Genomic DNA, 16,655 nt, shown 5'->3' with positions numbered 1-16,655 from the left:
CTCAGGCAACGGCGACGACGTCGAGGATGCGCTGGACCACCCGGTCCTGGTCGATCCCCGCAGCCTCGGCCTCGAACGACAGGATGATGCGGTGGCGCAGCACGTCGAACAGCACCGCCTGGATGTCCTCGGGGCTGACGAAGTCGCGCCCGGCCAGCCAGGCGTGGGCACGTGCGCAGCGGTCCAGCGAAATCGAGCCGCGCGGGCTGGCGCCGTAGGCGATCCAGTCGGCCAGTTCGGTGTCGAACTTGGCCGGGGTGCGTGTGGCCATCACCAACTGCACCAGGTACTCCTCGACGGCGTCGGCCATGTACAGGCCAAGGATTTCCTTGCGCGCGGCGAAGATCGCCTGCTGGCTGACCCGGCGTTCGGGCTTGGTCTCGCCGCCCAGCGCCTCGCCGCGTGCCTGCAGCAGGATGCGCCGCTCCACCGCAGCGTCGGGGAAGCCAATTTTTACGTGCATCAGGAAGCGGTCGAGCTGGGCTTCGGGCAGCGGGTAGGTACCCTCCTGCTCGATGGGGTTCTGGGTGGCCATGACCAGAAACAGCGGTGACAGGTCGTAGGTACTACGGCCCACGCTGACCTGGCGCTCGGCCATGGCTTCAAGCAGCGCCGACTGGACCTTGGCCGGGGCGCGGTTGATTTCGTCGGCCAGCACCAGGTTGTGGAAGATCGGCCCCTGCTGGAACACGAAGCTGCCGGTTTCCGGGCGGTAGATCTCGGTGCCGGTAATGTCGGCCGGGAGCAGGTCGGGGGTGAACTGGATACGATGAAACTCTGCCTCGACGCCTTCGGCGAGCTCCTTGATGGCTTTGGTCTTGGCCAGGCCCGGGGCGCCCTCGACCAGCATGTGGCCGTCGGCCAGAAGCACGATCAACAGCCGCTCGACCAGCTTCTCCTGGCCTAGGATCTGGGAGGAAAGAAAGGTGCGCAGCGCGATAAGCGCTTCACGGTGTTCCATCGGCGACGGTTCCTGGTATTGGGGCGCAGGCGGGCTGGGAGCAGCCGCCTCGGCAAGGGGTGATACTTTAATCTATCCGGGGGGGTGGCGACCAATGGCGGCTGGCAAATTTATCCAGCGCGTCGGGTGTGGCGATAGCGAGAAGTCCTGCGCAGGGTTCGGAGTCGGCTGATGGCTTGTTGCTAGGTACTGACGCCTGCTGGTGCTCTTTGGGCAAGCAGGATGCAGGATGATGGAAGACAGCAGCCGTACCTCAGCTAAAACCGCGCCAATGACCTTGCGTGTCGGCGTGTTCTTCGATGGCACCGGTAACAACCAGGGCAACGCCATGGCCTGGGGCCAAGCGCCGGGGCATCTGGCCGGTGCCAGCTATGGCAATGCCCGCAGCAACGTGGCCCTGTTGCATGCGCTTTACCCGGCAAGCGGGTGCCCTGCGGCGGGCACAGTGGCTTTTCTCAAGTTGTATGTCGAGGGCGTCGGCACCACGCTGGGCCAGCCGGACTCCAGCTTTGCGGCGGCTACCGGGCGCGGGCGCAGCGGGGTCGAGGCGCGGGTGGCCGAGGCCTTGAGGGCGATCGGCGAGCTGTTGCGTGATTGGTGCGCGGCGCATCCGCAATCGCGGCTCGAACGCATCGAGTTCGACCTGTTTGGTTTCAGTCGTGGCGCCGCAGCCGCCAGGCACCTGGCCAATGTCTTGAATGATGGCGATGGCAGCCTGTTGGGCAGCGCGTGTGGCATCACCCTTAATTTCATCGGCCTGTTCGATACCGTGGCAGCCATTGTTGCGCCCCTGCAGGGTGACTTCGACCCCGCCGACGATCGCCATGGTGGCTTGCGCCTGGGCCTGGGGGAGGGCATTGCGCGGCAGGTGGTGCAGTTGGTGGCCGGTGACGAGCGCCGGCACAACTTCCCCTTGGTGTGCAGCGACGGTGACATTGTCGTGCCTGGCGTGCACTCGAACATTGGCGGGGGCTACCTGCCGTACATGCAGGAACAAGTGCTGCTGTGCAAGCCGCAATCGCAGCAGGTGCCTGTGCGTATCCATGTCGAGCGCACCCGTGCCTACTCGGCTGTCAGTGCCGTCCTGGCATCGGCGTTTGGCGAGCTGGGTGAACCGCGGCCGCGGGTACTGACCTGGGAGCAGCCGATTGCCGGCGGCAAGCCGGCCGAGGCGCAAAAGCAGGTGTATGCGGCGTTGTATCGCGAGCGGCAGGTCGCGGGGCATCTGTCCCGGGTTTACCTCAGCATCATGCGCGAGCTGGCCCTGCGCGCCGACGTGCCATTTGCCGCATTGGGCAGCGATGAGGCCCATCGCGTGCCGGATGAGTTGCTGGACATCAGCCGCAAGTTGCATGGCTTTGCCTTGGGTACCCGCCCCGACGCTGGCCTGACCGAGGACGAACAGCGCCTGCTGCGCGACAAGTACATTCACACGGCGGCGCACTGGAACCCAGTGAAGGGGTTGCGCAACAGCACGCTGGACGTGCTGTTCGTCAATCGGCCAGGCGAGGTGGGGCGGGTGGTGCATGCAAATCCGCAGGGTTGATCACGGCTTTTTACGGCTGAGCGTGGGCGTGCGCCCGTTCAATACCGCGTAGGCCAACAGGCCAATGACCAACCCCCAAAAGGCCCCGCCAATGCCGAGCAGGGTGATATTGGCGGCGGCTGCCAGAAAGGTGATCAGTGCGGCCTCGCGTGTGCTGGCATCGGCCACCGCACTGGCCAGGCTGGCGCCGATGGTGCCCAACAGGGCAAGGCCAGCCAGGGTGGTGATGAACGTTGCAGGGAGTGCCATGAACACACTGGCAAGCGTTACGCCGAACACCCCCACCAGGATGTAGCAGATGCCAGCGGCGATGCCCGCGATCCAGCGCTTGGCCGGGTCTTCATGCGCTTCCTTGCCTGTGCAGATGGCAGCGGTGATGGCCGCGAGGTTGAACGCATGCGAGCCAAAGGGTGCCATGAGCAAGGAGCCCAGGCCGGTGACTGCGACGATCGGGTTGGCGCTGGTCTTGAAACCGTCGTTGCGCAGCACCAGCATGCCGGGCATGTATTGCCCCGTCAGGGTGATCAGGAACAACGGCAGCGCTACGCTGAGGGCCGCGTTGAGGGTAAAGGCCGGGGCAGTGAACACCGGTGTGGCGATCTCCAGCGTGAGCTGTGAAAGGCCTGCCTGCCCCTGGATCAGCAGATACGCCAGGCCCAGTGCGAGGATGCCTACGACCGCGTAGCGGGCAGTAAAGCGTTTGAACACCACATAAGCCGCGATAAGCAACCCGGCCAGCATGGGGTCAACCGACAAGCCGGCAAACGCGCCAATGCCAAATTGCAAGAGAATGCCGGCCAGCAACCCTGCCGCGACCCCGCCTGGGATGATCCGGACCAGCCTTTCAAAGTATCCGGTCAGGCCGAGCACCACGAACCCAGCAGCGGACAGCAGGTATGCGCCAATGGCTTCGGCGTAGGGAACGCTGGCCAGTGCAGTGACCAGAAACGCGGCTGCCGGAGTGGACCAGGCTGTTATCAGCGGTTCGCGGCTGTACCAGGACAAGGCAAGCCCGGTAATGCCTACCCCGATCGACACAGCCCAGACCCATGACGACGTCAGTTCCGGGCTTAGCCCGGCGACTTTGGCCGCCTGGAACACCAGGATGAACGTGCCGCCGTAGTTGACGATGACTGAAACCAGCCCGGCGATGGCAGGGTGCAGGATGTCTGTAAGCCCAAGCGAGGCTGATGGGTTTTGAGCAGGCGTTGTCACAAATGGCCTCCGTGCTTATGTGATTGATGAAAGTCTGTGTAGTGAACAAGGTCGGCTGTAAGGCGCTAACGGTGTGGGAGCAGGCCTGCCTGCTCCCACAGGTATTGCGTCAATTTTTAGGCCAAACCCAGCAACCCTTTCAGGTAGGCACTGCCTTGTGGGTCCAGCGGCTGCAAGGGCAGGCGCGGCGCCCCCACGTCCAGGCCAAGCATGTTCAGCCCGGCCTTGATGGTGGTGGGCAGGCCGCGCTGGGTGATGTACGCCAGCAACTCGTACTGGCGGTAGAACAGTGCGCGGGCTTCTGCCAGCTCGCCGTTTTGCACGGCGTCCCACAAGGCCAGGTTCAATGCCGGGATCAGGTTTGGCGCCGCAGTGCACCAGCCCGTGGCGCCGGCAATCAGCGCTTCGAGGGTGAGCGGGTTGCAGCCGTTGTAGAACGCCACCTTGCCCTCGGTCGCGGTGTACAGGCGGTGCATGCGCTGAATGTCACCGGTGCTTTCCTTGACCATGGTGACATTGGCGACTTCGCCCAGAATACGCAGGATCAGCTCCACCGAGAGGTCGGTGCCGCTGGTGCCCGGGTTGTTGTAAAGCATGATCGGAATGTCGATCGCGGCGCCGACCGCCTTGTAGTGGTCAACCACCTCGGCCTCGGTCAGCTTCCAGTAGGAAATGGGCAGCACCATCACCGCCGTGGCCCCGCACGCCTGGGCCAGGCGGGCACGCTGCACGGTACGCGCGGTGGTCAGGTCGGAAACGCTGACCACGCTGGGCACCCGGCCTGCGATCTTCTCCAGGCTGTAGCGCACCACAGATTCCCATTCACCCTCGGACAGGTAAGCACCTTCGCCCGTGCTGCCCAGGGGGGCGATGGCGTGCACGCCGGCCTGGATCAGGCTGTCGATGGATGTGCCCAGGGCGTTCAGATCGACCGAGCCGTCTGCTGCGAAGGGGGTGATGGTGTAGCCGATGACGCCGCGAATTACAGGTGTAGACATGACCAGGCACCTTTGCCGTTGTTCAGGAAGGGATACAGCTTCAATCAGCCCAGGCAGTCGCCATGGGCACGCAAGGCACGGCGCGCGTAGTAGCTGAACGCTGCACCATGGCGTTTTGGCGTGGAAATCCAGTCATGGGCTTCTTTGCCAAGTGCTTCGGGGATTGGGCGGATTTCACCGGCGCCCATGGCCAGCAGTTGCATCCTGGCGGCGCGCTCGAACAGCAGGGCGAGCACGCAGGCCTCTTCGATCGAGCGCCCGGCGATCAGCAGGCCATGGTGGGAAAGCAGGATCGCCCGCTTGTCACCGATGGCCCTGGCAATGATCTCACCTTCTTCATTGCCCACTGGCACGCCTGGCCATTCCTTGAGGAAGGCGCAATCGTCGAACAGCGGGCAGAGGTCCATGTGCGAGATCGCCAGCGGCACTTCAAGCATCGACAGGGCCGCGCTGTGCAGCGGGTGGGTGTGGATGATGCAGTTCACGTCGGGGCGTGCCCGGTACAGCCAGCTGTGGAAACGGTTGGCGGGGTTGGCCATGCCGTGGCCTTGCAGCACTGCCAGGTCTTCGTCCACGACCAGCAGGTTGGAGGCCGAGATCTCGTCGAAGCCCAGGCCAAGCTGTTGTGTGTAATAGGTGCCAGGTTCCGGTGCGCGTGCGGTGATCTGCCCGGCCAGGCCCGAATCGTGGCCGCCGTCGAACAGAATCCGGCAGGTCAGTGCGAGCTTCTGGCGCGGGGTGTAGGCGTTGTCGGCCAACGCAGTCAGCATTTGCTGCTGGGCACGTTTGACAAGCTGGTCCTTGGGGGTCTGCATGGTGGTGGTCATGAGGGTTACCTGCACGATGAGGGCGATGACTTCCTGATTGCCGTGGTTTGGTTTCAGGACACACGGCGATCTTAATGACACTTTGTGTCATACGCAAGCGAAGTGTCATCGCGTTGATCCTGTCATTTGCAGGGTGACCTGATGCGGCAAAACCTCGTAGTATTGCGAACCATTTGCAACTGCACCTGTTTCGACCTGGAACCGAGGCTCACAATGTCACCACCGCCCGCTTCAGCACCGCCTTCACGCGAGGGGGTCGATGCCCTGTATCGCGACCATCACGCCTGGCTGCTGAGCTGGCTGCAACGCCGCCAGCACTACGGCGATCAGGCGTGCGATGTCGCGCAGGACACTTTCCTGCAGGCCTTGCTACGCCCGCAGCAGATTGTTGCGCTGCGCCAGCCGAGAGCCTGGTTGAGCAGCGTGGCGCGAGGGCTGCTGATCGACCGCTTTCGTCGTCACAAGCTGGAAGCCGCGTATCTGCAAGCACTGGCGCACCTGCCCGAACCCGAGGCGCCTTCTGCCGAGCGGCAATTGATGTTGCTGCAGACGTTGATGCAGATCGATGCCCTGCTTGATGGGCTGCCGTCCAAAGCGCGCATGGCGTTCCTGCTGTCGCGACTGGAAGGCATGAGCTACCAGGACATCGCCATTCGCCTTGGCGTCAGCCTGAGCAGCGTCGAGAAATACATGGCCAAGGCCATACGGCATTGCTACCAGATCATGCACGCGCCATGACCAACCCGGTGCTCGACCAGGCGATCGACTGGCAGGTAAAGCTCGAATCATCCCAGCATGCGCCGGCGTTGTGCGCCGCGTGCCTGGCCTGGCGTCAAGCCGACCCGCAGCACGAGGCCACCTGGCAGGCCCTGCAGGAGGCGCAAACCTGCTTTGCCCAGGCCCGCGAACTGCCCTCGGGCGTGGCCATCCGCACGTTGGGCGACCCAGGCCGACGCGCAGCATTGAAAACCCTCGCGCTTGGCTTGCTTGGCCTGGGCATGGCCGGTAGTGCCGTGCAGCAGTCGCCCTGGCGTGTCAGCCTTGCCGACTACAGCACGGCCACCGGCGAGCGTCGTCGCGTCCAACTGGCCGATGGCACTCAACTGCAGCTCAATGGCAGGAGTGCTGTCGATGTGCGCGTCAACCAGGTCGAGCGCCTGATCCAACTGCGCGAAGGCCAGGTCTACGTGAAAGCCGGCCACGACCCTCTGCAACGCGCGCTGTGTGTGGACACGGACCAGGCCCGGTTCCAGGCACTGGGTACGGCCTTCGACCTGTGTCAGGAAAACGGCCGCACGCGCTTGACGGTCGATGAGGGGGCAGTTGCCATCCTCGCGCCGGGTCGGCCTGCATTGCGTGCCATGGCAGGCGAGCAGTTTCTGGTCGATGCGGCCGATTCACGTCGGGTCGAACAACCCACGTTCGACGGGTCGGCTTGGACGCGCGGGTTGCTCATCACTCACTCCATGCCCTTGCACGAGTTGGCCGAGCGGCTGGCCCGCCAGCGCACGGGCTGGGTCGGGTGCGACCCTGCGGTGGCGGGGCTGAAGGTTTCTGGGGTGTTCCAGCTTGACGACAGCGAAAACGCCTTGCGCACACTCAGCCACACGCTCCCCGTGCGCCTGATCTGGCGCACGTCACTGTGGGTGCGCATCGTACCGGCCTGAAAAAAGTGTGCTGTCCGATTACGGGGTTTTGTCGGCGCCTTCGACAAGTAGAAAAAGACCTGCACTTTTTCAGGAGCCTCCCCTCGATGGATCTGTTGTCACGTTTTCGCCCAGCACTGCTCACCCAAGCCATGCTCATCGGTTCTGGCCTGAGCCTTTGCCAGCCTGTGCTAGCCACCCAACCCACCCTGCGCTACGACTTGCCTGCGGCGCCTTTGGACGAAGCGCTCAACCGCTTTGCCGAACAGTCCGGCATCAGCTTGCCGTACGAGCCACAGTGGGTGGCAGGCAAGCAGGCCCACCCGGTGAAGGGCCAGTTGCCGGTTGAAATGGCACTGTACCTGTTGCTGGAGGGGACGGGGCTGAAGGCTGTGCAGGCCTCGGATGGCAACTGGTCGCTGCAATCGCTGGCACCCGATGCGGGTTCGGCGCTGGAGCTGAGCAGCACCGTGATACAGGGGCAGGGCATGGGCATGATGACCGAGAACACCGGCTCGTACACCACCGAGCGGGTCAGTATCGGCTCGAAGTCCCCCACCAGTTTGCGTCAGACGCCGCAGTCGGTGTCGGTGGTGACCAGCCAGATCATCGAAGAGCACCGCATGACTGACCTGGCCGATGCCATGAAGGTCACACCCGGCATCACCGTCAAGAACAACAACTTCCGCCTATCGGACTTCTACTCGCGCGGCTTCAAGATCGAGAACATCCAGATCGACGGTGCCGCGCCCATGGCCTTGGGGACCACCTCGGGGAGTTTCTATTCGAACAAGAGCTACGACATGGTCGAGTTCGACCACGTTGAAGTGCTGCGCGGTTCGTCTGCGCTGTTCGGGGGGACCGGCGACCCGGGCGGCATGATCAACCTGGTGCGCAAGCGCCCGCTGGACACCTACCAGCTCAAGGTCGACATGTCGGCCGGCAGCTGGGACAACTACCGCACTCAGTTCGACGTGACCGGCCCGCTCGGCTTCGATGGCAAGCTGCGCGGCCGATTGGTCGCCGCTTACACCGACCGTCAGTACATGCTCGACGACCGTGCGACCGAAAAGCCGATCATCTATGGCATTCTCGAGGCCGATATCCTGCCTGACACCCGCCTGACCCTGGGTGGTCGCTCCGAGCGCATCCACGAAACCGGTTCCGGCACCGGGCTGCCGCGCTATAGCAGCGGCACCGACCTGGGGCTCTCTCGCAATAGCAGCCTGACGCAGAACTGGGCGTACCTGGACGGCCGCTCCCAGGAAGTGTTCGCCAAGCTCGACCACGATTTCAACGATGACTGGAAAGCCAACATCACCTACACCCAGACCTTGGATTCCGGGTTTGGCAAGAGCGCATTCAACTTCGGCGCGGTCAACCCGGTGACCCTGGTGGGCCCCGCCTGGACAGGCAACGTCAACCAGTACCGCAGTGACCAGAAGCTTTGGGACGTCAACGTTGCCGGCAAATTTCGGGCCTTCGACCGGCAACATGAATTCCTCATGGGCGTCGATTACCAGAAGATCACCAGCCAGTGGGAAGGCACCCTGCAGTCAGCCGGCTCCGGTGGCCCCATCGACGTGTTCAACCCAGGCGCCACGCCATGGGTGATGCCGCCGACCAACAAGGACTTCTACCGTGACTACAACCCCAACACCCAGACGCAGTACGGCCTGTACTCGACCTTGCGCCTGCATCTGGCCGAACCGCTGCACTTGATCGTGGGTGCACGTGCACAGCGCTACACCTTCGAACAGCTGTACCGGGCACGTGACGAGGGTGTGTGGTCGGTGGAATCCGATATTTCTACCCGCGAACCCACCAAACTGGTGCCTTATGGCGGCCTGGTCTACGACCTGAGCGATGATTGGTCGGCTTATGTCAGCTACTCGGAAATCTACAAGCCACAGCAGAACAAGCTGCAAGGTCCGTTGCCAGGCAGCTCGATCGAAGCGATGAAAGGCAAGACGTACGAGACAGGCCTCAAGGGCGAGTTGTTCAACGGGGCGCTGAACGCCTCCGTGGCGTTGTACTACACCCAGCGGGACAACGAAGCTGTGGTCGACCCGAACTACGAACTGACCAACGTCCTGTTCGGCGGCAACTGCTGCTACCTGGCCCAGGGCGAAGTGGTCAGCAAGGGTGTGGACATGGAGTTGGCGGGGGAGGTCTTGCCGGACTGGAACCTGCTGGCCGGCTATACCTATAACCACAACCGCAACCGCCAGGACAATACGGCCTTCAGCAGCATCACGCCCAAGCACCAATTCAAACTCTGGAGCACTTACCAACTGCCTGGCCAACTGCACGGCTTCAAGGTCGGTGGTGGCGTAACCTTACAGAGCGCCAACCTGGTCAGCGGCAGTGCCAGCGTGATCGATGGCGCGGGCAAGGTGCTGCGCTCGGAGCCATTCGATTATCGCCAGGGCGGTTATGCCGTGTGGAACGCGTTGGTCGAATACCAGATCGACGATCACTGGACGCTGGCTTACAACGCCAACAACATTTTCGACAAGACCTACTACGCCACGTTGGGCTCCTCGGCGTCCGGCAACTGGTACGCAGAAAAGCGCAACCACATGCTCACGTTGCGCGGAACGTTCTGGTAAGCAGCCTCTCGCTTACACACTTTTGCCTTCCAGGATCCTGGCCCCCGCACCGTCCTTGCCCAACACATCCTCGGGGTTGCGCAGCGGGCAGTCTTCAAGCGACAGGCAGCCGCAGCCAATGCAGTTGTCCAGGCTGTCGCGCAGCGCTTGCAGGGTGCGAATGCGGGCGTTCAGGTCTTCTCGCCAGGCCGAGGACATTTCGCCCCACTGGGCGGCCGTGAGTTTGCTGTTAGGGGGGTACCGGCCGAGGGCGCGCTTGATTTCTTCAAGGGGAATCCCCGTGCGCTGCGCCACCTTGATGATGGCGATGGTACGCAGCACCAAGGCGGGGTAGCGCCGCTGGTTGCCGCCGGTGCGGGTGCTGGCGATCAAGCCCTTGGACTCGTAGAAGTGCAGGGTGGACACCGCCACCCCGCTGCGTCTGGCCACCTCGCCCACGGTCAGTTGCCGCGAGCTGTCAGTTGCTGTTCTTGCTGGCACGCCTGTTGACCTCAAGTTAAGTTGAGCTCTTATAGTCCTGCCCGATCTTTCCCGCAACTGCTTTCCCCTGATGATCGGAGCAATGCATGAACAAAAGGATGCTTATGGCCTGGGCTGGCGCAGTGGCATGCGTGCTGGTCGGCGTATACGCGCTGACGGGTAGCCGTGCATCGGGCGAGGCGGTGGCGGCCTGGCCGGCGACCAAGGTGGCACTGGCCACGGTCGAGCAGGTCGAGGTGGCGCGCAACACCTTTGCGTCGGGGGAACTGGAAGCCGTCAATCAGGTACAGGTGGCCGCCGAGGCGCCAGGGCGCATCACGCAGATCGCGTTCGAGTCTGGGCAGGCTGTCAGCGCTGGGCAGTTGCTGGTGCAGCTCAACGATGCGCCCGAGCAGGCCCTGCGGGTGCAACTGCGGGCGAAGCTGCGCAATGCTCACATCGCGGCGCAGCGTGCGCGCAAGCTGCGTGCGCTGAATGCCGTTTCGCAGGAGTTGCTGGACAACGCGACCACGGCCGTGGATGTGGCCATGGGCGAACTGCAGCATGTCGAAGCGCTGATTGCGCAAAAAGCCATACGCGCACCGTTCGCAGGCAAGGTCGGCATCCGCCGTGTCCACCAGGGCCAGTACCTGGGCGCTGGCGAAGCGATTGCCAGCCTGACGGACACGCGCCAACTGCACGTCAATTTTTCCCTGAGCGAACAGGCTGCCCCCGAGGTCAGTGTCGGGCAGGTGCTGGAGCTGACGGTCGATGCTGCGCGCGGGCGGGCGTTTCAGGCCCGGGTAGTAGCGGTCGACCCGCTGGTCAGCAAGTCGCGGCTGGTCCAGGTGCAGGCCGCCTTGCCCAACCTGGACGGGCAGTTGCAACCGGGCATGTATGCCGGCGTGCGTCTGCCCGCCACGCAGCCGTCAAGGGTGCTGGCCGTGCCGGAAACCGCGATTACCTATACCGCCTACGGGCAGACGGTGTTCATTGCCACGCAGGATCAGCAGCGCGGGATCAGCGTCAGCCGGGTGCGGGTGACGACCGGTGAGCGTTGGCAGGGGCGTGTGGAGATCATCTCGGGCCTCGCGCCGGGCGACAGGGTAGTGGTTTCAGGCCAGTTGAAATTGAGTGATGGCATGCAGGTCGAGCAGGTGGCTGAGGACAGCTTGCTGGACCGGGCCGGGGGGCATCAATCGTGAAATTCACCGATATCTTCGTGCGCCGCCCGGTGCTGGCGCTGGTGGTCAGCAGCCTGATCGTGCTGATGGGGCTGTTCGCCCTGGGCAAGCTGCCGGTGCGCCAGTACCCGTTGCTGGAGAGTGCGACGATCACCATCAGTACCGACTACCCCGGTGCCTCCGCCGAACTGATGCAAGGTTTTGTGACCCAGCCGATCAGCCAGGCGGTGTCCTCGGTAGAGGGCGTGGACTATATGTCTTCATCGTCGCTGCAGGGGCGCAGCCTGATTACCTTGCGCATGGTGCTCAATCGGGACTCGACCCAGGCGCTGGCCGAGACCATGGCCAAGGTCAACCAGGTGCGCTACCGCTTGCCGGAGAAAGCCTACGACCCGGTGGTGGAGCTGTCTGCGGGTGACTCCACGGCAGTCGCGTATGTGGGCTTCTCCAGCGAGAGCCTGTCTATCCCAGAGCTGAGTGATTACCTGTCGCGGGTGGCCGAGCCGCTGCTTTCGGGGATCGACGGCGTTGCCAAGGTGCAGACCTTCGGCGGGCAGAACCTGGCCATGCGCCTGTGGCTCGACAGCGAGCAGATGGCCGGACGCGGGGTGACTGCTGCCGACGTCGCGCAAGCGGTGCGGGCCAACAACTACCAGGCGACGCCGGGGCAGGTGCGTGGGCAGTTCGTGCTGGCCGACATCCAGGTCGATACCGACCTGACCCGCGTCGAAGACTTCCGTGACCTGATCATTCGCAACGATGGCACGGACCTTGTGCGTTTGCGTGATGTGGGCACTGTCGAATTGAACGCAGCGGCCACCCGCACCAGTGCCACCATGGATGGCAAGCCTGCGGTGCACCTGGGGTTGTTCCCGACACCGTCGGGTAACCCGCTGGTGATCGTGGAAGGCATTCGCGAGTTGCTGCCGCAGATCCAGCAAACCCTCCCGCCCGGCGTGAAGGTGGCGCTGGCCTATGAAACCGCGCGGTTCATCGAGGCTTCGATCGAAGAGGTGTTACGCACGCTGGTGGAGGCAATGCTGATCGTCGTGCTGGTGATCTGGCTGTGCCTGGGGTCGCTGCGCAGCGTGGCGATTGCGGTGGTGGCCATCCCCTTGTCGATGCTCGGGGCGGCGGGGCTGATGCTGGCGTTCGGCTTCAGCCTGAACTTGCTGACGTTGTTGGCGATGGTGTTGGCTATCGGCCTGGTGGTGGACGATGCCATCGTTGTGGTGGAAAACGTGCACCGCCACATCGAAGAGGGGCAGACGCCCGTGGCGGCGGCGTTGGCCGGTGCGCGCGAAATCGCCGGCCCGGTGATCGCCATGACCCTGACCCTGGCCGCCGTGTACGCCCCCATTGGCTTGATGGGCGGGCTGACCGGCACGCTGTTCCGTGAGTTCGCCTTGACCTTGGCAGGGGCGGTGATCGTTTCGGGCATCGTGGCGCTGACGCTATCGCCGGTGATGAGTTCGCTGCTGTTGAAGCCCGGCCAGCAGGACGGCGCCATGGCCCACTTCGCCGAGAGGGTGTTCGGTGGGCTGACGGCGGCCTACGCACAGGTCTTGGCTTACACCTTGTCGCGGCGCTGGATCAGCGCGGGCGTTGCCCTGCTGGTGTGCCTGAGCCTGCCCTGGCTGTACCTGTTGCCGCAGCGCGAGTTGGCGCCGCCGGAGGACCAGGCGGCGGTGCTGACTGCGATCAAATCGCCGCAACATGCGAGCCTGGACTATGTGGAGCGCTTCGCCAGCAAACTCGACCACGTGATGAAGTCGATTGCCGAAACCACCGATACCTGGATCATCAACGGCACCGACGGCACGGCGGCCAGTTTCGGTGGCATCAACCTCAGCGCATGGCAGCAGCGCGAGCGTTCTGCCGCGCAGATCCAGGCGCAGTTGCAACAGGCGGTTGCGGACATCGAAGGGAGCAGTATCTTCGCCTTCCAGGTGGCGTCGTTGCCCGGTTCCAGTGGCGGCTTGCCGGTACAGATGGTGTTGCGCAGTGCCCAGGATTACCCGGTGCTGTACCAGACGATGGAAGTGCTCAAGCAGCGCGCCCGCGAGAGCGGTTTGTTCAGCGTGGTGGACAGCGACCTGGACTACAACAACCCGGTGGTGAACGTTCGCATCGACCGCGCCAAGGCGGCGAGCCTTGGGATCAGCATGCAGGCCATCGGGGAATCCCTGGGCGTGCTGGTGGGCGAGCAGTACTTGAACCGTTTCGCCCTGTTCGGCCGCGCCTATGACGTGATCCCGCAAAGCATTCAAGACCAGCGCCTGACACCGTCGGCACTGAATCGCCAGTACGTGCGGGCCGAAGATGGCAGCCTGGTGCCGCTGTCCACGGTGGTGCGCCTGGACATGCAGGTCGCGCCTAACCGCCTTCTGCAATTCGACCAGCAGAATGCAAGCACCCTGCAGGCCATCCCCGCGCCCGGTGTCTCGATGGGCAAGGCCGTGGCGTATCTGCAGCAGCTTGCCGCCGAGCTGCCGCCCGGTTTCAGCCATGACTGGCAATCGGAGTCGCGCCAGTATGTGCAGGAAGGCTTTGCCCTGATGTGGGCGTTTCTTGCCGCCTTGGTGGTGATCTACCTGGTACTGGCCGCGCAGTACGAAAGCCTGGTAGACCCATTGATCATCCTGGTGACCGTGCCCCTGTCGATCTGCGGTGCCTTACTGCCGCTGGCGCTGGGCTGGGCCACGCTGAATATCTACACGCAGATCGGCTTGGTCACGCTGATCGGGCTGATCAGCAAGCACGGCATCCTGATGGTGGAGTTCGCCAACGAAATTCAGGTGCGCGACAACCTTGATCGCGCGGCGGCCATCATCCGCGCCGCGCAGATTCGCCTGCGCCCGGTGTTGATGACCACGGCGGCGATGACCTTCGGCGTGATACCGCTGTTGTTTGCCAGTGGAGCAGGGGCCAACAGCCGCTTCGGCCTTGGCGTGGTGATTGTCTGCGGCATGTTGATCGGCACGCTGTTCACCTTGTTCGTGCTGCCGGCGATCTACACCTGGTTGGCGCGGGATCACCGGCTGATCTCGTTGCGCAAACAACAATTGGCAGAGGCCGAGCACAGCCTCGGGGTGCGTGTGCAGTGAGCGATCACCTGGCCCTGTTATACGGTCCAGTGGCCGCCCCGTTTCAGCGCTTCGCTCACGAAGCTCAGCGCTCGCTGAAAGACCGGGTGGCACTCGGAATAAGGCAAATGATCAAGCGAAGCCCAGAAAAACGCGAAGGTGTGGCCATGGTCGTCCAGCGTCTGATGGGACCACCGTTCAGGTACAGCACCCTCCACCCGGCACAGGTGAAACGACCAGGTCTGCCCAAGATGGCCGGCATCCCAGCACCCCAGGTCGTCTTTGATCGTGGCGTCGTGGATGCCAGACTCTTCAGCCAATTCACGCAGGGCGGCTTCCCTCGGCGTTTCGCCGTTTTCGATGGAGCCCTTGACCAGTTGCACGCCCGCCTGCGGATGGCGGAACAACAGAATGCCGGGCTGCGCCGAGGGTGAGAGGACGACTGCGCACGCCTTGTCCGGGAGCATGATGATTTCCGTATCGGCCATTGTGGGCCAGGCATCATACGTGTTCAGACGGTCGGTGGTGGTCATCAGGTCATACAACCGCGCAATACGCCCAGCAGGGATCGTTCTGGTTTAAGGTGTGCACAGGCTGGAATGGATCTCTCACTGGAAGGACACGACACTGATGGAGAATGCGAATTCACAGGTCGGCGAGCGCTTGCACAATCGCCGATTCGCGGTAGCGAACAACACACAAGGGTTATCAGGCACGGGCACGATTTTTCATTATTTTGTCGACGAAGGCGCTATTACCAGCCATTACCAGGGCGGCCGTATCCGTATCGGCAGCCAGGTAGGCCGGGTGACAGGCCCCGACACCCTCGAACTGCTTTTTCAGTGTTTAACCACGGAGGGTGAAATGCTGGCTGGCTGGTCGCGCGGTACGCTAGGGGTGGATCACGCCGGTCGTACCACGCTGCACTTCGTTTGGGGCTGGTTGTCGGGCGCGACAGGGGGTGGGGAATCCAGTTACGTCGAGTTCGTCGAGTAACCGGAGCCCCCGCATCGCTCACTTGCCGCTGATCACCCGGGTCCACAAACGGGTGCTCAAGCGCATGCCCGCCGGTGACAAGGTCTGGATCGGGAACAGCGTATCCAGCACGGCCTGGGGTGGGTACACCGCAGGGTTGTCGCGCAGTACCGGGTCCACATACGGCAATGACGCCGCATTGCCATTGGGGTACTTCACCGCGTTGCTGATATGCGCCATGACCTGGGGGTCGAGCAGGTAGTTCAGGTAGGCATAGGCCGCATCCAGGTGCGGCGCAGCTTTTGGTATGACCACCATGTCCACCGCTACTGTCGAACCTTCACGGGGGATGCTGTAGCCCAGGTGCACGCCGTTGTTCGCCTGCTGCGCGCTGTTCATTGCCTGCAGTACATCGCCGCTGAAGCCGATCGCGACGCAGATGTTGCCGTTGGCCAGGTCGCTGACGTACTTGGACTGATGGAAGTAGCTGATCGAAGGGCGAATCGCCATGAGCGCCGCTTCGGCTTGTTTCAGGTCTTCAGGGCGCTGGCTGTGCGGGTCGAGCCCCAATACCTTGAGGGTGATGGGCAACACCTGCGTCGGGTTGTCGAGGAACGCCACGCCGCAGGCACTGAGTTTGCGGATGTTTTCCGGGTTGAACAGCATTTGCCAAGACTGGGTGACATCGGTATTGCCGAAGATGGCCTTGATCTTGTCGATGTTGTAGCCGATGCCCGTGGTCACCCACATGTAGGGGATGGCATGGCGGTTGCCAGGGTCGCTGGTTTCCAGCAGCTGCATCAGCTTGGGGTCGAGATTGTGCCAGTTGGGCAGCTTGCTGCGGTCGAGCTCCTGGATGGCGCCGGCCTTGATCAGCCTGGGCAGAAAATGGTTGGACGGGCTGACCAGGTCGTAGCCGCTGCCGCCGGTCATCAGCTTGGCCTCGGTCGTCTCGTTGCTGTCGATCAGGTCGTAGGTGGGCTGGATGCCGGTGCGGCGGGCGAATTCTGCCAAGGTGTCATCGGCAATGTAGCCGCTCCAGTTGGCGATATTCACCGACTCGGCGGCCTGGGCCGTCAGGCTGAACAACGCCGCGGACAGCACGGCCATGCAGGTACGTTTCATCATCTTGCCCTCTGTTGTTGT

General features: G+C 63.3%; 14 protein-coding genes. 7 read left to right on the top strand and 7 right to left on the bottom strand.

What is annotated here, in order from left to right; genetic code table 11:
• Window position 1: 1 nt before the first annotated feature.
• The gene (locus OGV19_RS16015; protein ID WP_264309652.1) at window positions 2-961 is read right to left on the bottom strand and encodes an AAA family ATPase; all 960 of its coding nucleotides are present in this window, start codon (window positions 959-961) and stop codon (window positions 2-4) included.
• 229 nt (window positions 962-1,190) lie between these two features.
• Between OGV19_RS16015 and OGV19_RS16010 the strand changes: the two genes are divergently transcribed.
• The gene (locus tag OGV19_RS16010; protein ID WP_264309651.1) at window positions 1,191-2,507 is read left to right on the top strand and encodes a T6SS phospholipase effector Tle1-like catalytic domain-containing protein; all 1,317 of its coding nucleotides are present in this window, start codon (window positions 1,191-1,193) and stop codon (window positions 2,505-2,507) included.
• Here OGV19_RS16010 and OGV19_RS16005 read toward each other — a convergent pair whose 3' ends face one another.
• From OGV19_RS16005 to OGV19_RS15995, 3 genes are all read right to left on the bottom strand, one after another.
• A complete protein-coding gene (locus OGV19_RS16005) occupies window positions 2,508-3,722 on the bottom strand; it encodes a benzoate/H(+) symporter BenE family transporter (RefSeq protein WP_264309650.1) in 1,215 nt (404 codons plus the stop codon).
• Window positions 3,723-3,838: 116 nt separating this feature from the next.
• Window positions 3,839-4,720 carry a dihydrodipicolinate synthase family protein gene (locus tag OGV19_RS16000; protein WP_264309649.1) on the bottom strand — a complete coding sequence of 294 codons (882 nt, stop codon included), beginning with the start codon at window positions 4,718-4,720 and terminating at the stop codon, window positions 3,839-3,841.
• 44 nt (window positions 4,721-4,764) lie between these two features.
• On the bottom strand, window positions 4,765-5,547 hold the full coding sequence (locus OGV19_RS15995) for an aldolase (RefSeq protein WP_264309648.1): 783 nt from the start codon (window positions 5,545-5,547) through the stop codon (window positions 4,765-4,767).
• 213 nt (window positions 5,548-5,760) lie between these two features.
• Here OGV19_RS15995 and OGV19_RS15990 point away from each other — a divergent pair, with 213 nt between their 5' ends.
• The 3 genes from OGV19_RS15990 (at window position 5,761) to OGV19_RS15980 (ending at window position 9,805) form a co-directional block, all read left to right on the top strand.
• Window positions 5,761-6,285, top strand: coding sequence for a sigma-70 family RNA polymerase sigma factor (locus OGV19_RS15990; protein WP_264309647.1), 525 nt, complete (start codon window positions 5,761-5,763; stop codon window positions 6,283-6,285).
• Window positions 6,282-7,214: a FecR family protein gene (locus OGV19_RS15985; RefSeq protein ID WP_264309646.1), complete on the top strand. Its 933-nt coding sequence runs from the start codon at window positions 6,282-6,284 to the stop codon at window positions 7,212-7,214. The genes OGV19_RS15990 and OGV19_RS15985 overlap by 4 nt, the downstream gene beginning before the upstream one ends.
• A gap of 86 nt (window positions 7,215-7,300) precedes the next feature.
• Complete coding sequence (locus tag OGV19_RS15980; RefSeq protein WP_264309645.1) at window positions 7,301-9,805, top strand: TonB-dependent siderophore receptor; 2,505 nt, start codon at window positions 7,301-7,303, stop codon at window positions 9,803-9,805.
• 12 nt (window positions 9,806-9,817) lie between these two features.
• Here OGV19_RS15980 and soxR read toward each other — a convergent pair whose 3' ends face one another.
• Window positions 9,818-10,285 (bottom strand): redox-sensitive transcriptional activator SoxR, encoded by a 468-nt coding sequence (soxR, locus tag OGV19_RS15975; RefSeq protein WP_264309644.1) that lies wholly within the window; start codon window positions 10,283-10,285, stop codon window positions 9,818-9,820.
• An 86-nt stretch (window positions 10,286-10,371) separates the two neighbouring features.
• Between soxR and OGV19_RS15970 the strand changes: the two genes are divergently transcribed.
• Window positions 10,372-11,469, top strand: coding sequence for an efflux RND transporter periplasmic adaptor subunit (locus OGV19_RS15970; protein ID WP_264309643.1), 1,098 nt, complete (start codon window positions 10,372-10,374; stop codon window positions 11,467-11,469).
• Window positions 11,466-14,555, top strand: coding sequence for a MexW/MexI family multidrug efflux RND transporter permease subunit (locus OGV19_RS15965; RefSeq protein ID WP_264309642.1), 3,090 nt, complete (start codon window positions 11,466-11,468; stop codon window positions 14,553-14,555). The genes OGV19_RS15970 and OGV19_RS15965 overlap by 4 nt, the downstream gene beginning before the upstream one ends.
• Before the next feature lie 17 nt (window positions 14,556-14,572).
• Here the strand turns inward: OGV19_RS15965 and OGV19_RS15960 are convergent, their stop codons facing one another.
• The gene (locus tag OGV19_RS15960) at window positions 14,573-15,001 is read right to left on the bottom strand and encodes an NUDIX hydrolase (protein ID WP_264313953.1); all 429 of its coding nucleotides are present in this window, start codon (window positions 14,999-15,001) and stop codon (window positions 14,573-14,575) included.
• A gap of 163 nt (window positions 15,002-15,164) precedes the next feature.
• Here OGV19_RS15960 and OGV19_RS15955 point away from each other — a divergent pair, with 163 nt between their 5' ends.
• Window positions 15,165-15,530 (top strand): avidin-fold protein, encoded by a 366-nt coding sequence (locus tag OGV19_RS15955; RefSeq protein ID WP_264309641.1) that lies wholly within the window; start codon window positions 15,165-15,167, stop codon window positions 15,528-15,530.
• Between the two features lie 18 nt (window positions 15,531-15,548).
• On the opposite strand, the gene OGV19_RS15950 is transcribed toward OGV19_RS15955, so the two are convergent.
• Window positions 15,549-16,637, bottom strand: coding sequence for a polyamine ABC transporter substrate-binding protein (locus tag OGV19_RS15950; protein WP_264309640.1), 1,089 nt, complete (start codon window positions 16,635-16,637; stop codon window positions 15,549-15,551).
• Window positions 16,638-16,655 lie beyond the last annotated feature (18 nt).

Origin of the sequence: Pseudomonas putida, assembly GCF_025905425.1 — a bacterium.
Lineage (GTDB): Bacteria > Pseudomonadota > Gammaproteobacteria > Pseudomonadales > Pseudomonadaceae > Aquipseudomonas > Aquipseudomonas putida_AF.
The sequence above is the reverse complement of the archived record's forward strand: the minus strand, read 5'-3'. Positions and strand labels throughout refer to the sequence as shown.